Annotated in this window: 15 protein-coding genes; 8 read left to right on the top strand and 7 right to left on the bottom strand. The window is 64.5% G+C overall.

The annotated features are described in order from the left end of the window. The first annotated feature begins 50 nt into the window (after nucleotides 1-50). Both G8E10_RS22725 and G8E10_RS22720 read left to right on the top strand, forming a co-directional pair. Nucleotides 51-554 (top strand): nuclear transport factor 2 family protein, encoded by a 504-nt coding sequence (locus G8E10_RS22725; protein ID WP_167130788.1) that lies wholly within the window; start codon nucleotides 51-53, stop codon nucleotides 552-554. A gap of 560 nt (nucleotides 555-1,114) precedes the next feature. Then, nucleotides 1,115-1,648 carry a hypothetical protein gene (locus tag G8E10_RS22720; RefSeq protein WP_167130734.1) on the top strand — a complete coding sequence of 178 codons (534 nt, stop codon included), beginning with the start codon at nucleotides 1,115-1,117 and terminating at the stop codon, nucleotides 1,646-1,648. A 411-nt stretch (nucleotides 1,649-2,059) separates the two neighbouring features. Here G8E10_RS22720 and G8E10_RS22715 read toward each other — a convergent pair whose 3' ends face one another. Further along, entirely contained in the window at nucleotides 2,060-2,635 is a 576-nt protein-coding gene (locus G8E10_RS22715; RefSeq protein ID WP_110799458.1) for a J domain-containing protein, read from the bottom strand. Nucleotides 2,636-3,183: 548 nt separating this feature from the next. Here G8E10_RS22715 and G8E10_RS22710 point away from each other — a divergent pair. Then, on the top strand, nucleotides 3,184-3,396 hold the full coding sequence (locus G8E10_RS22710) for a cold-shock protein (protein WP_092984081.1): 213 nt from the start codon (nucleotides 3,184-3,186) through the stop codon (nucleotides 3,394-3,396). A 192-nt stretch (nucleotides 3,397-3,588) separates the two neighbouring features. Here the strand turns inward: G8E10_RS22710 and dusA are convergent, their stop codons facing one another. Further along, entirely contained in the window at nucleotides 3,589-4,713 is a 1,125-nt protein-coding gene (dusA, locus tag G8E10_RS22705; protein WP_167130786.1) for a tRNA dihydrouridine(20/20a) synthase DusA, read from the bottom strand. A gap of 336 nt (nucleotides 4,714-5,049) precedes the next feature. Then, nucleotides 5,050-5,292 carry a hypothetical protein gene (locus G8E10_RS22700; protein WP_167130785.1) on the bottom strand — a complete coding sequence of 81 codons (243 nt, stop codon included), beginning with the start codon at nucleotides 5,290-5,292 and terminating at the stop codon, nucleotides 5,050-5,052. A gap of 307 nt (nucleotides 5,293-5,599) precedes the next feature. Here G8E10_RS22700 and G8E10_RS22695 point away from each other — a divergent pair, with 307 nt between their 5' ends. From G8E10_RS22695 to G8E10_RS22685, 3 genes are all read left to right on the top strand, one after another. Then, nucleotides 5,600-5,803 carry a hypothetical protein gene (locus G8E10_RS22695; RefSeq protein ID WP_110799069.1) on the top strand — a complete coding sequence of 68 codons (204 nt, stop codon included), beginning with the start codon at nucleotides 5,600-5,602 and terminating at the stop codon, nucleotides 5,801-5,803. 177 nt (nucleotides 5,804-5,980) lie between these two features. Next, complete coding sequence (locus G8E10_RS22690) at nucleotides 5,981-6,667, top strand: fumarylacetoacetate hydrolase family protein (protein WP_167130784.1); 687 nt, start codon at nucleotides 5,981-5,983, stop codon at nucleotides 6,665-6,667. A 60-nt stretch (nucleotides 6,668-6,727) separates the two neighbouring features. Next, on the top strand, nucleotides 6,728-7,264 hold the full coding sequence (locus G8E10_RS22685; protein WP_167130783.1) for a gamma carbonic anhydrase family protein: 537 nt from the start codon (nucleotides 6,728-6,730) through the stop codon (nucleotides 7,262-7,264). Nucleotides 7,265-7,274: 10 nt separating this feature from the next. On the opposite strand, the gene G8E10_RS22680 is transcribed toward G8E10_RS22685, so the two are convergent. Genes G8E10_RS22680 through G8E10_RS22670 form a run of 3 tightly spaced genes read right to left on the bottom strand, consistent with a single transcriptional unit; the run spans nucleotide 7,275 to nucleotide 9,455 of the window. Next, entirely contained in the window at nucleotides 7,275-7,673 is a 399-nt protein-coding gene (locus G8E10_RS22680; RefSeq protein ID WP_110799072.1) for a Fur family transcriptional regulator, read from the bottom strand. Continuing rightward, entirely contained in the window at nucleotides 7,673-8,503 is an 831-nt protein-coding gene (locus G8E10_RS22675) for a metal ABC transporter permease (protein WP_167130782.1), read from the bottom strand. Before G8E10_RS22675 ends, G8E10_RS22680 begins: the two co-directional genes overlap by 1 nt. Continuing rightward, nucleotides 8,496-9,455 carry an ATP-binding cassette domain-containing protein gene (locus tag G8E10_RS22670; protein ID WP_167130781.1) on the bottom strand — a complete coding sequence of 320 codons (960 nt, stop codon included), beginning with the start codon at nucleotides 9,453-9,455 and terminating at the stop codon, nucleotides 8,496-8,498. Before G8E10_RS22670 ends, G8E10_RS22675 begins: the two co-directional genes overlap by 8 nt. 222 nt (nucleotides 9,456-9,677) lie before the next feature. Between G8E10_RS22670 and znuA the strand changes: the two genes are divergently transcribed. Together znuA and G8E10_RS22660 are read left to right on the top strand one after the other, a co-directional pair. After that, the gene (gene znuA / locus G8E10_RS22665) at nucleotides 9,678-10,652 is read left to right on the top strand and encodes a zinc ABC transporter substrate-binding protein ZnuA (RefSeq protein WP_167130780.1); all 975 of its coding nucleotides are present in this window, start codon (nucleotides 9,678-9,680) and stop codon (nucleotides 10,650-10,652) included. A 61-nt stretch (nucleotides 10,653-10,713) separates the two neighbouring features. Continuing rightward, on the top strand, nucleotides 10,714-12,630 hold the full coding sequence (locus tag G8E10_RS22660) for an O-linked N-acetylglucosamine transferase, SPINDLY family protein (RefSeq protein WP_146236019.1): 1,917 nt from the start codon (nucleotides 10,714-10,716) through the stop codon (nucleotides 12,628-12,630). A gap of 45 nt (nucleotides 12,631-12,675) precedes the next feature. Here G8E10_RS22660 and G8E10_RS22655 read toward each other — a convergent pair whose 3' ends face one another. After that, nucleotides 12,676-13,011, bottom strand: a complete 336-nt coding sequence (locus tag G8E10_RS22655; RefSeq protein WP_110799077.1) for an RcnB family protein — start codon at nucleotides 13,009-13,011, stop codon at nucleotides 12,676-12,678. Between the last annotated feature and the right edge of the window lie 167 nt (nucleotides 13,012-13,178).

Genomic DNA, 13,178 nt, shown 5'->3' with positions numbered 1-13,178 from the left:
ACCCACCCCCACCCCAGTTCCCTCCCGAGCCCAAACCTCAGGAGCGCCCCATGCCCGCACTCGCCGACACCTTCATCTCCGCCCTCCACCGCCTCGAATCCGACCGCGATACCGACACCATCGCCAGCCTGTTCGCAGACGATGCCAGCCTGTCCAATCCGCTGGTGTCCTATGACGATGGCGGGGTGGATGCGGCGAAGACGTTCTGGTCGCATTATCGCGATGCCTTCGACGAGATTGCCTCCGAGTTCCGCGCCGTCACGCAGACGGAGGGCGTTGCCTTTCTCGAATGGCGCAGCCGCGGTTCGATCGATGGCGAGGCCTTCGACTATGGCGGCGTCAGCGTGCTGGAAGAGGCGGATGGCAAGATCGCCGCGTTCCGCACCTATTTCGACAGCGCGCAGATCCCCCGCGCCCATTCCACCGGCGGCGAAGGGTCCGGTCGCAGCGGGAAACCGGAGATCGCAGTGACGGGTAAAAAGAACGGTGAGGACGATCTGGAGACCGCCCAGCGCGAAGCCGCCGAGCAGCGCGCCAAGGGCGGCTACAGCTGATCCCGACCGTTCGAAAATCTGTTTGAAAACAAGGAGGCAGGCCGGAAACGGTCCTGCCTCCTTCCTGTTTCCGCCCCCGCATCGGCCTGATCGGGCGAAGCCGAAACGCGCCACACCACCCAAATTTGCACGTGCCGTTTTCCCCGCCGCCCGGGCCCGCCCCCATACTGGCCCCGTTCCGCTCTCGGATACACCGGCAGGCGTGCCGGCGAGGCGGAGCCGGCTGTGGGGTGGGAGGAACGACGTGCGCCTCCCGCAACACGGTCCGCAACACGGCCTCCCCCCGAAACGGCAGCGCCTCGCGCAAGCGACGGTGCGAATGGGTTCGGGTTTGCCTTCGCGGCATGCAACGCCATCCCGTCCTGCCCCTCCGGGCGGTCGGGATCCCGGCAGAGAGGCACTTGCGGGCATAAACCGCCGAACGGGGCGCCGGAAGGTGTCATTACTTTACCTATCAACGCGGCAGCTTCCAGCGCCCCGTCCGAAATTCCGGCCCGACAGCCGGTCCAGCATCGATGCGCCAGACCACGCGGCAAAACCGCCTGCGTGAAGGAGACCGCATGTCCAGACGAGATCCGACATCCCCCGGCATCGCGCCGCCCAGCGCCCAACCGGCCAGCGCCCGACCGACCGAGGCCGTCCCGCCCGTCCGGCCTTCACCCCCGAACCCCGCCTGCGCGGTGGCAGATATGCTGCTTGCGCCGGCCTTCCTCTGCCACCGCGCCCGCTGCCGCCGTCACCGCGGCTGCAGCCTGCCCGGCGCGACAGTGCCCGACCCGGACATTCCCTTCTGGCAGCCCGAAACCTGCTTTCCCCGCTGCATCATGGAAGCGAAAAACAGATTTCGCGGGGAATTCCTGCTGATCCTCGGCTTACTGATGCACATCGAGAAGCTTCTGGAGCCGGGCGTGCTCAAGGCCTGGAGCGGCACTATCGACACCGACGACACCGGCGACCAGATTCGCGCCGCCCTCACCCTCGCCGCCCGCCGCCTGCCCCGCGGAGACCCCTTGATGGCGGAGTTTCGGGCTTTCTGGCGGGAGGAGGAGGCTCAGGGGGATGGGGATGATGAGGCGTTTGCGGGTGAGGTTTGAAAGAAAAACCCTCTCTGGCCTGCCGGCCATCTCCCCCACAAGGGGGGAGAAGACCCGGGGCCGGCCGCTCGACTTCGGCTTGGCGAGGCGTGAGTGAATAGGCAGTAGGCAGTAGGCAGTAGGCAGTAGGCAGTAGGGAGTAGGGAGTAGGGAGTAGGGAGTAGGGAGTAGGGAGTAGGGAGTAGGGAGTAGGGAGTAGGGAGTAGGGAGTAGGGAGTAGGGAGTAGGGAGTAGGGAGTAGGGAGTAGGGAAACAGGACCAAAATCAAGCACAAAGACAAAACGGAATCGAGTGGCAAACCCCAAATCTTCTCCCCCCTTGTGGGGGAGATGGCCGGCAGGCCAGAGAGGGCCTTCCTTCCTTCAACATCCTATTCGCTATTCGCTACTCCCTACTCCCTACTCCCTACTCTCACTCCGCCGCCTCATCCCGCTCCTCGGCCCGCAGCACCTCCAGCTCATACCGATACCCCTCGAGCATCAGATAGGCCTGTTCGATCACCTCGATCTGCCCCTCCGCGCTGCGGATCGCCTCGGCGATGGATTGCGAGCGTGACCGCAGCATCGACCCCAGCACATCCGCCTCGGGGCGGCGTCCCAGCCGGTCCATGTGCTGGCGCACGCGGGCGCGGTGGCGCTCCAGTTCGAGAATATGGAAGCGGCTCTTGACGATATCGTCGGACAGGCGGCGGCGCATGGCGGCCACGGGATCGAAGCTGCCGGGCTCGCGCTCGTCGAGGATGACCTCGTTAACCAGCGTCTCGATCACCAGCAGCCCCTTCAGGTCGCGCGGGTCGGCGAGCTGCGGGTCGTAGCCGGTATCGTCGAAGATCTTGCGGCGCACGGGATCGCGCAGCAGGTCGTAGGCCGCCTGCAGCTTGCCGAAGGCGTCCACGTCGCCGCCCTGGTCGGGATGCGCCGTCTTCGCCAACTGGCGATAGGCCGTCTTGATCGCGGCCTCGTCGGCGTCGCGCTCCACGCCCAGCATCGCATAGGGATCGATCACCTTGCCCCCAATCCTCTCGCCGTATCGGCCAGTCTGCCCGTCTTTCAAAATGTCACGGGTCTTTTCATACAGTGTCGGCCACCCTTGCAGTACCCGCCCCGGCCGCCGGCATCAACCCTTGGAGCGCCGCAGACCTGCCGCTGTGCACCGCTTCGGGACACTCCGCCATGCATCCGACGAAAATGTGGAGGCCCGGCCTTTTTCTCTCATCCGTCCCCATTCGGAGCCGCTTGCCAAGGCGCGTATTTGCTGGCAGAAATATACCGTTCGGGCTGTTCATCCCGGAGACTGGACTGATGTGGTTGTGCCGCTCGGCGGCGTTCCGGTGGGGAGATCCGCTGTGGACACGGCCGAACGGCAGCATGGGGCGGATGGCCGGCAAGGCCTTGCGGCTCCCATGGGCGTAGACGTTCTTTGCTCCCGTACGTGACATCCAGACGGCGTGTCCTGTTTCGACACGCATGACCGCCCGCCTCCCCGGCATCGGGGGTGCGGTTACCACTTCAAGGGAAGACCAGAGGACATCCCCCATGGCCACCAAAGGCATCGTAAAATTCTTCAACCAGGACAAGGGTTTTGGTTTCATCACTCCGGAAGGCGGCGCAAAGGACGTATTCGTTCACATCTCCGCTCTCCAGGCCGCCGGCCTCCAGACGCTCAAGGACGGCCAGCAGGTCACCTTCGACACCGAGCCGGATCGCATGGGCAAGGGCCCCAAGGCCGTCAACATCAGCGCTGCATGATCGGCCGCTGACGACATCCGGAAACGGCGCCCCAGTGGCGCCGTTTCTGTCGGTGCGACACGCCCCGTGTTTCGGGCATGCATTGCATCGAAAAAAATCCGCGCGACCATCTCCCCGGTCGGCATGCGCAAGGTAGACTGAGCCTCAAAGGTTCGGGAACCGCAGTCCTCTTTCTTTTACCGCTCTTTGAAATCACTCCGCAGCATCGCGCTCCCCGGCACCAGCACCAGCAACCGAGAGCACCGCAGCAAACGCCGCCGATATCACCTCCGGCCCGGCTCCCGCCCGTGTCGCATTGGCCGAGAGGATCTGCCGAAACCGCCGCGCCCCCGGCCAGCCCTGAAACAGGCCGACCATGTGCCGCGTCACATGCACCAGCCGCCCGCCGCTAGCGATGTGCCCGGCCGCATAGGCCATCATCGCATCCCGCACGCCGCACCAGAAATCCGCAGATCGCCGATGCCCCGCCTCGGTGAACTCACCCGGATCGACGGCAACGGGCGCCGCCCCGGTCAGCGGATGCGGAAAGGCCCCATCCACGCCCGTCAGCATCGCGCTATCATGATAGGAAGCCCGGCCAAGCATCACGCCGTCGAGAGCAAGATGCGTCTCGGCATGACGAAGCTGGAGCAAGGCATCACCCAGCGTGTGAAGCCCGCCATTGATGCCGATGAAAAGATCGGGATTCTCCGCCTTGATCCGGTGCACCAGAGCATAGTCGAGCGGCGGAATGTCGCGATTCTCCTTGGGCGAAAGCCCCTGCAGCCAGGCCTTGCGCGCATGCACCCACACGCCGTCGACGCCCGCCGCCCGCACGCGGTCGAGCAGCGCGCGCAGCGCGATCTCCGGTTCCTGGTCGTCGACGCCGATCCGACATTTCACCGTCACGGGCACGGAAACCGCCGCCTTCATCGCCGCCACGCAGTCCGCCACCACCTCCGGCTCCCGCATCAGGCAGGCGCCGAACGTGCCGGATTGCACCCGGTCGGACGGGCAGCCGACATTCATGTTGATTTCGCTATAGCCGAACCCCACCCCGATCCGCGCCGCCTCCGCCAGCTTCCCCGGATCGTTGCCCCCCAACTGCAACGCCACCGGCGTCTCCGCGACCGAGCACCGCAACAACCGCTCCCGGTCCCCGCGCAGCACGGCATCGGCCACGATCATCTCGGTGTAGAGCAGCGCATGCGCCGACAGCTGGCGCGCGAAATAGCGATAATGGCGGTCGGTCCAGTCGATCATCGGGGCAACGGCGAACACCGGCGGCGCGAACATGCGGGCCTGCGCGGTCTCGGAAGCGTTCTCAATGTCCGTCATGGTGCCGTCTCGTTGCTGGGGCCTGTCCCCGCCCTCATACCCCTCAGCGCGCATTGCGCCAAGAGCCGGCATTGCGACAGGCATCCAGCCATCGCTCGCCGGAAAAGAAAAAAGCCTGCCGCGGGAGGAGGTGCGGCAGGCTTTATGAAAGGATCCAAGGGTCGGGAGGAGGTGACCCGGATCTCTCGAAGCACCCGGGAGGAGGATGAGTGCTTCGGTAACGTCAAGATAATATTGCATTGCAGCAAAAACAAGATGGGGGATGAGATTTTCTGCCGCTGCTCGGGTTGGCCCTTCGCCATACCGCGGCAAACCCGTTTGCCGCCGACGAAAACGCTATCGCCAGTACCGCGAAACCAGCGTATCCCGGCGCTGTCCGGTCCCCAGCAGATAACCGGCGACGAAGGCCGCAGCCCCCACCAGCAGCAGCACCGACCCGGTCGCCGCTCGGTGATCCTGCGCCGAGGCGACCACGGCGCCGGCCTCGCGCTGAACGGCGGCGGTTGCGCGCTTCACATTCGCGGCCACGGTCGTCTTGTCTTCCAGTTCGGCGGTAAACCCTGTCTTGATGTCGGACATTTCGCTGCTCCGGGGTTGAGTGAGGTATCCCTAAGAAAAGTCCAGGAAGGATTTTTGTTCCGCAGCGCCGAAATAAACCTCGATTCTAGGGCATTCTGTTTTCGCAGTGCAGCATATCGAGGCAAAATTTGCTTTGCATGACGGGCTTATTTTCGATTTTGCGAAATTTTCTCTGGTTGCATCGGATCGTTTCTGGCAAGCTCATCGTGAGGTGCCTCATAAAAACCCGCTTCACGGCCGCAAATGCCTGATTCGGAAAACACGTCGCAGAAGATGGATCGCAAAAAAGAGGCAGAGGGAGAACGTCATGGTAGAGGAAAATCTGTACCGCATTGTCGAAGTCAGCGTGAAGCGTGGCACGGACCGCCGCGATGTCGGCATCATGACGGTGCGCCAGGCCTTAGCCCTCCCCGATGTGCCGAGCCTCGAATATACCGATCCGGACCGTAAGACCCGCAGCGGCGGCCCCTTTATCAACCGCGCCCAGCTTCAGGCTTACGCCTGCCGCTGAGGGAAACGACAGCGCTGGCCGGCAAGGTTCGCTTGCGGCGAGACGCATGCTGATGCGAAAATCCCGGAGCGACCGGCCTCACCTCACGCTCCCACACCGCGAAATCACCGCACCGTCTTCCCCGCCGCCTCTCGCGGGTGCTATCCTGCCGCTGTCATCACCAGCATCCGGATTGCCATGAACACCGTCATACCCGCCCCCGCCCCCGTCATTCTGCCCGTTCGCGGCAGCGAGGCCGGGTTTCCCGTTCGTCGCGTTTATTGCGTCGGCCGCAACTATGCCGCCCATGCGATCGAGATGGGGCATGATCCCTCACGCGAACCGCCCTTCTTCTTCCAGAAGAACCCGGAAAATCTCGTCCTGCCGACGGCCGGCTTCCCCTACCCCGCGCAGTCGAGCGACGTGCACCACGAGGTCGAACTCGTCGTCGCGCTGAAGGCTGGCGGCACGGATATCGATCCGGCCACCGCGATGGACTGCGTCTGGGGCTATGGCGTCGGCATCGATTTCACACGGCGCGATCTTCAGGCAGAGGCCAAGACCAAGGGCCACCCCTGGGCCGCCGCCAAGGCGTTCGAGCATTCCGGCCCCGTCTCCCCGCTCGTCGCGGCCGAAGATTGCCCCGATCCCGCCAGCGGCCGCATCCACCTCAGCGTCAACGGCGAAACCCGACAGGACGGCGACCTCGCACAGATGACGTGGAAGATCCCGGAGATCATCGTGGAACTCTCCAAGCTCTTCACGCTGGCCGCCGGCGATATCATCCTCACCGGCACGCCCGCCGGCGTCAGCGCCGTCAACCGCGGCGATGTCGTCACCTGCGGCGTCGAAGGCTTTGGCGACCTCACCGTCACCATCGTTTAATATTCGAGCCTGCGGGGACATCCCGCAGGCCACTTCCTCGCCCGAACTATCGGAGCCAACATGCCCCTCTACGCCCTCGGCACACGTCGCCCCACCTGCCCGCCTGCGGATCGCTACTGGATCGCGCCCGATGCGCATGTCGTGGGAAATGTGGTGATCGGAGAGGATGTCGGCATCTGGTTCGGCGCCGTGCTGCGCGGCGACAACGAGCCGATCCATGTCGGGGCGCGCACCAATATCCAGGAAGGCGCCGTCGTCCATGTCGATGCCGGCTTCCCGGTCGCGATCGGGCAAGGCTGCACCATCGGCCACCGCGCCATCGTGCACGGCTGCACCATTGGCGACAACAGCTTGATCGGCATGGGCGCAACCATCCTCAACGGCGCCGTCATCGGCCGCAATTGCCTCGTCGGCGCCAATGCGCTCGTCACCGAAGGCAAGGTGTTTCCCGACAATTCCCTCATCGTCGGCGCCCCGGCTCGCGTCCTGCGCACGCTGGACGACGCCGCAATTGCCGGCCTGCGCGCCTCGGCCGACAACTACGTCCGCAACTGGCAGACATTCGCCGCTGAACTCACACCTATCGAAGAGGACTGAGCCATCGCTCTCAGGCCGTGCAATTCCCGCAATGCCCGCGCATCTCGATGGTCGTCTTGTCGGTCTTGAACTGTTGCTTGGTCGCCAGCACCGCCAGCCGATCCTCGATCTCGGGATCGCTGATCTCGCTCACCTGCCCGCAATCTTCGCAGATCGCAAAGGCAATCACGGCCTTCTCAGGTCCGTGGTCGTGCGGATGGGTGCAGGCGACGAAGGCGTTGAGGCTCTCCAGCCGGTGCACGATGCCGAATTCGGTCAGCTTCTCCAGCGCCCGGTAGACCTGCAGCGGTGCCCGAAACCCGTGGTCGCGCAGCTTGTCGAGGATCGTGTAGGCGCTGAGCGGCGCTTCGGCATGGGTCAGCGTCTCCAGAACGAGCGTCTGGTTGCGGGTCAGCTTGCGTGGCTCCATCAGTGATGTCCTTCCGGCGGTGAAAACGGCGTGCCGTCCCGCCCGCGCCGGCCGATCGGCAGCAGGCTGAGGACGAAGATGACGACGGCGGCGACCACGATCGACGGGCCGGACGGCGTGTCGAAATGCAGCGAGCCGAACAGCCCGCCGACCACCGCCACCGCGCCGATCAGCGAGGCGAACACCGCCATGATCTCGGGCGAGGCCGAAAAGCGGCGCGCCGTGGCGGCGGGAATGATGAGCAGCGAGGTGATCAGCAGAATGCCGACGATCTTCATGGCAATGGCGATGACCAGCGCCATCAGCAGCATGAAGAACAGCCGCGACCGCTCCGGATGCAGCCCCTCGGCCTCCGCGATCTCGGGATTGACGGTCGCGGCCAGCAGCGGCCGCCAGAGCATGACCAGCGCCATCAGCACGAGAATGCCTCCGCCCCAGACGATGTCGATATCGGCCTCGGAGACGGCGAGAATGTCGCCGAACAGGAACCCGACGAGATCGATCCGCACCCACGTCATGAAAGCGACGATGACGAGGCCGATCGACAGCGAGGAATGCGAGAGGATGCCGAGCAGCGCATCCGTCGAAAGCCCGCCGCGCTTCTGCAGCGCCAGCAGCAGCAGCGAGACCATCGCCGCGACGATGAACACGCTGACCATCAGGTTCAGGTCGAGCAGCAATGAGAGCGCGACGCCGAGCAGCGCGGAATGCGCCATGGTGTCGCCGAAATAGGCCATGCGGCGCCAGACCACGAAGCAGCCGAGCGGCCCGACCGTGATGGCCAGGCCGACGCCGGCAATGAGGGCGCGGATGAAGAAATCGTCAAGCACGGTCGCGCTTCCCCGGTTCGAGCCGCTTCAGGCGGATCTGGCTGTGGCCGCATCCGCAGCTTTCGTCATGCACGTGGTCCGGAACGGCCGTATCATCCTCATGATGGCCATCCTCCGGATGGCAATGGTCCGTCAGGCTTCCGTCCGCATGCAGGACGCGGCCGTCAGGCAGATGGGTGTGGTCATGATCGTGATTGTAGACAGCCAGCGTCTGTGCAGCTTTCACGCCGAACAGGCGCTGATATTCCGGGCTCTGGCTCACCGCCTGCGGCGTGCCGCGGCAGCAGACATGCCCGTTGAGGCAGATCACCGTGTCCGTTTCCGCCATCACCACATGCAGGTCGTGCGAAATCAGCAGAATGCCGCAGCCGGTTCTATTGCGAATGGTCTTGATCAGATCATAGAGCGCGATCTCGCCGGAGAAATCCACGCCCTGCACCGGTTCGTCCAGCACCAGAAGGTCCGGCCGGCGGGCGATCGCCCGCGCCAGCAGCGCCCGCTGAAACTCGCCGCCGGAGAGATGCTGGACCTCCGCCCGCGCCAGATGCAGGATACCCGTGGAGGACAGCGCCTCGGCAATCTCGGCGCTTTTCAGCGGCCCGGTCAGCGTCATCAGCCGCTCCACGGTCAGCGGCAGCGTCCAGTCGATGGAAAGTTTCTGCGGGACATAGCCGACCTTCAGGCCCCCGATCTTTTCCACCCGCCCCTCGTCCGGCTTCATCACGCCGATTGCCGTCTTTGCAGTCGTGGATTTCCCCGAGCCGTTCGGCCCGATCAGCGTCACGATCTCGCCGCGCGAAACGGAAAAATCGACGCCCCGCACCAGCCACCGCCCGCTCCGGCGAATGCCCACCTCGCGCAGCGTCACGAGCGCGTCGTTAGCAGTACGCGCGGGCGCACCCGTACGGGATACGGCAGGCGCGGTGTGCGAATGAGCGTCGGTTTCGGACATCGGAAATTTCCCGGAGGACCCTGTTGCCAGCGGCTATGCCACACGTTATAGCATAACGCAATTGATGTAATAACATAACATTGAGAATACAAGCCGCCGGCATCCTCCCTCACCGCCGCCGACGTCTTGCCCGAACAAACGGCCCAATCGCCCCGCCAACCGCGACTTCGTCGCCGCTCGTGAGACGGTCGGACCCCGCATGAACCCTACAGGAGCTTCTCCATGTCCCCTCGCGCCTCGCTGATCCTCGCCGCCACCGCATTTCTTGCAGCCGGCACGGCCCACGCCCATACACCCGATGTGGTGGTGTCGATCAAGCCGATCCACTCGCTCGTCGCCTCCATCATGGCCGGCGTCGGCGAGCCGAAGCTGATCGTGGAAGGCGCTGCCTCCCCCCACACCTACAACATGAAGCCCTCCAATGCCTCGGCGCTCCAAAAGGCCAATGTCGTCTTCTGGATGGGCGAAGGCATGGAGCATTTTCTGGAGAAGCCTCTGGAAACGCTGGGCTCCAAGGCCACCATCGTCGCGCTCGAAGAAGCGCCGGGTGTCGAAAAGCTGCCGCAGCGCGAAGGCGGCCCGTTCGAGCCGCATGACGATGGCGACGAGGCCGAAGCCGCTCATGGCCATGACGCCGCCGACGCTCACGACGCCAAGCATGCTCACGATGACGGCGAGTTCGACATGCATTCCTGGCTCGATCCGCGCAACGCCAAGGCCATGGCGGCCGAGATCGAAACGGTGCTGGCAAAGGCCGACCCCGAGCATGCCGCGACCTACCGCACCAACCGCGAGACCCTCGACGCCCGCATCGACGCCCTGGATCTCGCGATTGCCGCCACCCTCGCCCCGATCAAGGATCGCCCCTTCATCGTCTTCCACGATGCCTACCAGTATTTCGAAAACCGCTACGGCGTCACAGTTGCCGGCTCGATCACCGTCAGCCCGGAGACCGCTCCCGGCGCCCAGCGCCTGAAGGAAATCCACGCCAAGATCGAAAAGCTCGGCGCCACGTGCGTCTTCGCCGAACCCCAGTTCGAGCCGAAGCTGGTCAACGTCGTGCTGGAAGGCACGACCGCCAAATCCGGCACCCTGGACCCCGAAGCCGGCACGCTGACCGCCGGCCCGGACCTCTACTTCCAGCTGATGAACGGCGTCGCCCAGTCGCTCGCAAGCTGCCTGTCCCAGCAGGGCTGATGGCCTCGCACAAGCTCGCTTCCCCATCATCCCGGTATCAATGACAGACAGGCGTGATGCTATGACGGGACGATTGGCGACCGCGACCGAGGCTTACGAGAGCGGCGACTACAGCGCCGCTCTCACGCTTTTGAACAGCATGGTCGATGACGGCGCGGATGCCGGCGTGCTGACCCTTCTCGGCCGGACCTTCCAGAAGCTTGGCCTGGAAAAGGATGCGCTCGATCTCTTCGGTCGCGCCGTCGATCTCGATCCGACACCCGAAGCCCTGAAGCGTGCCGCCGCCTCGGCCGTCGCCGCGGGGGACGATGCACGAGCCCTGCTCTACGGAATGCGGCTGTTCCTGCTGCAGCCCGATAACGCGAATGTCGCAGCCCTCGTCGCCTCCACCTTCATACGCTCCGGCGACCCCGAAGCGGCGAACCTCGTCCGGGCGGCTCTGGTCGAGAGCGACGACCCCGCCCACATCCATCTCGCCGCAAACCTCTATGCCGGCGAAGACCGCGACCCCGCCGTGCTCACCGTCTTTCGCAAGCTGGCGAACCTGAAGGCAGATGATCCCTACGCGCAGGCAACCTATATGGCGATCGCACGGGACTTCTGCGATTACGAGGCCCTGGCCGATCTGGAAAGCCGCTGGGAGAAGGCCTCCTGGGACACGGCAACCTCGACACCGCCGCTCCTCCAGGGCGAAACGCCCTACGCCAACCTGCTCCATTGCGACAACGAACGCCTGAACCGGCTTGCGACCAACGGCACCCCGGCCCGCAACCGCTCGAAACCCGCCGTCGCCGCCCGCCCCCGCATGAGCCGGAAACGCGGCACGCAACCGCTGCGGATCGGCTACCTCTCCAGCGACTTCTGGAGCGGCCACGCCACCATGCGCCTGCTGCAGGCCGTCCTCACCCTGCACGACCGCAACCGCTTCGACGTCACGCTCTACTGCCATACGCACGAACAATTCACGACGGCCGAGACCTGCGATCGCACGCTCTGGGGACGCATCGTTCCCATTCATGCCATGAGCGACGGGCAAGCTGCGCAGAAAATTCGCGCCGACGGCATCGACATTCTGGTCGATCTCAAGGGCTCGACCGCCGGCAACCGGAACACGATCCTCAACGAAAACGTGGCACCGGTGCAGGTGTCCTGGCTCGGCTTCCCCGGCAGCAACACCAACATCGACTGCGATTACGTCATCGGCGACCCAATCGTCACGCCGCCATCGTCCGCACCCTTCTACCACGAGCGGATCTGCCGCCTTCCCGAGACCTACCAGCCGAACGACCCGTTCCACCGTGCTCTTCCACACCCAACGTCCCGCGCCGAACTCGGCCTTCCAGAAGATCGCTTCGTCTTCGCCGCCTTCAACGTGACCCGGAAGATGACGATCGAGACGATCGACATCTGGGCCGACATCCTTCGCCAGGTGCCGGACGCCCTCCTCTGGGTCCTCGTCGACGGCAGTGTCGCACGCGAAAATTTCGCCCGGGCCATGGCGGCGCGGGGCGTTGCGGAAACGCAGATCGTCTTTGCAGGCAAGGCGCATTACGAGAGCCATATCGCCCGGCTGCAGGCAGCCGACCTCGGCCTCGACACATTCCCCTATAACGGGCACACGACGACATCCGACCAGCTCTGGGCGGGTCTTCCGGTCATCACCCTGCGGGGAAGAAATTTCGCGTCGCGGGTCTCCGAAAGCCTGCTGACGGCGATCGGCCTGCCCGACCTCGTCCTCCCGGACAAACAGGCCCTGATCGATCACGCGGTCGCCCTTGCAAGACATCCGGAAGAGATTGCGAACCTCAAGCAACGGCTGATCGCAAACCGGGACACCGCGCCCTTGTTCGACGCCGAGCGATCCTGTCTCCACCTCGAAGCCGCGTATGAGAGAATGGCCGACAGGGCGAGACTAAGGCTGCCGCCGGCATCGTTCGATGTGCCGGCGCTGCCCGAACGGAAGGGACGTTTTCGTTGAAAGGGAACACCGCAGCTCCGCAAAGAGAGCTGCGGCGAACATGGCTTACCGGCTGGAGGCGAGGCCGACGATGACGCCGGTGGCGACGCTGATGAGCAGGAAGTCGTTGTCGACCTTGACCCAGCGCTGACCACGCGGCGGGGCGTTCAGGCGGTAACGGCGGTAGTCGCGGACCTCGGCGGTGCGGCGGCGTTCGGCAGGCGACAGGCGGTGGCCGCGGGCCCAGCGGTTCTTGCGCACCTCCGTTTTCTTGATCGTCGTGGTCGAATGCCGCTCGACCGTCCGGCCCCGGGCACCGTCGTTCCGGTCCTGCGGCGCGGCGAAAGCGCCGGGCGCGGCAAGGAAGGATGTGGCGAGCAGGGTGATGATGAGACGTTTCATGAGGCATGTCCTTCGTGTTTCGAGACAGCCGGAAACTAGGCCCGGGATGATGAACGGAAAATGAAGATGCACATTACATTTCCGTAACTATATCAGCATATTATAAGTCATTCATCATCAAACGCATGAAATTTTAGGGCAGCCTCCCGCACAGAGGCTGGCACTTG

Origin of the sequence: Ferranicluibacter rubi (assembly GCF_011603255.1) — a bacterium.
GTDB classification, from domain to species: Bacteria; Pseudomonadota; Alphaproteobacteria; order Rhizobiales; family Rhizobiaceae; genus Ferranicluibacter; species Ferranicluibacter rubi.
The sequence above is the reverse complement of the archived record's forward strand: the minus strand, read 5'-3'. Positions and strand labels throughout refer to the sequence as shown.

What these genes read in the sequence shown, in the direction of transcription:
- G8E10_RS22725 (WP_167130788.1), top strand. Translation starts at nt 51, where the DNA reads ATGCCCGCACTCGCCGACACCTTCATCTCCGCCCTCCACCGCCTCGAA.
- G8E10_RS22720 (WP_167130734.1), top strand. Translation starts at nt 1,115, where the DNA reads ATGTCCAGACGAGATCCGACATCCCCCGGCATCGCGCCGCCCAGCGCC.
- G8E10_RS22715 (WP_110799458.1), bottom strand. Translation starts at nt 2,635, where the DNA reads ATGCTGGGCGTGGAGCGCGACGCCGACGAGGCCGCGATCAAGACGGCC.
- G8E10_RS22710 (WP_092984081.1), top strand. Translation starts at nt 3,184, where the DNA reads ATGGCCACCAAAGGCATCGTAAAATTCTTCAACCAGGACAAGGGTTTT.
- dusA (WP_167130786.1), bottom strand. Translation starts at nt 4,713, where the DNA reads ATGACGGACATTGAGAACGCTTCCGAGACCGCGCAGGCCCGCATGTTC.
- G8E10_RS22700 (WP_167130785.1), bottom strand. Translation starts at nt 5,292, where the DNA reads ATGTCCGACATCAAGACAGGGTTTACCGCCGAACTGGAAGACAAGACG.
- G8E10_RS22695 (WP_110799069.1), top strand. Translation starts at nt 5,600, where the DNA reads ATGGTAGAGGAAAATCTGTACCGCATTGTCGAAGTCAGCGTGAAGCGT.
- G8E10_RS22690 (WP_167130784.1), top strand. Translation starts at nt 5,981, where the DNA reads ATGAACACCGTCATACCCGCCCCCGCCCCCGTCATTCTGCCCGTTCGC.
- G8E10_RS22685 (WP_167130783.1), top strand. Translation starts at nt 6,728, where the DNA reads ATGCCCCTCTACGCCCTCGGCACACGTCGCCCCACCTGCCCGCCTGCG.
- G8E10_RS22680 (WP_110799072.1), bottom strand. Translation starts at nt 7,673, where the DNA reads ATGGAGCCACGCAAGCTGACCCGCAACCAGACGCTCGTTCTGGAGACG.
- G8E10_RS22670 (WP_167130781.1), bottom strand. Translation starts at nt 9,455, where the DNA reads ATGTCCGAAACCGACGCTCATTCGCACACCGCGCCTGCCGTATCCCGT.
- znuA (WP_167130780.1), top strand. Translation starts at nt 9,678, where the DNA reads ATGTCCCCTCGCGCCTCGCTGATCCTCGCCGCCACCGCATTTCTTGCA.
- G8E10_RS22660 (WP_146236019.1), top strand. Translation starts at nt 10,714, where the DNA reads ATGACGGGACGATTGGCGACCGCGACCGAGGCTTACGAGAGCGGCGAC.
- G8E10_RS22655 (WP_110799077.1), bottom strand. Translation starts at nt 13,011, where the DNA reads ATGAAACGTCTCATCATCACCCTGCTCGCCACATCCTTCCTTGCCGCG.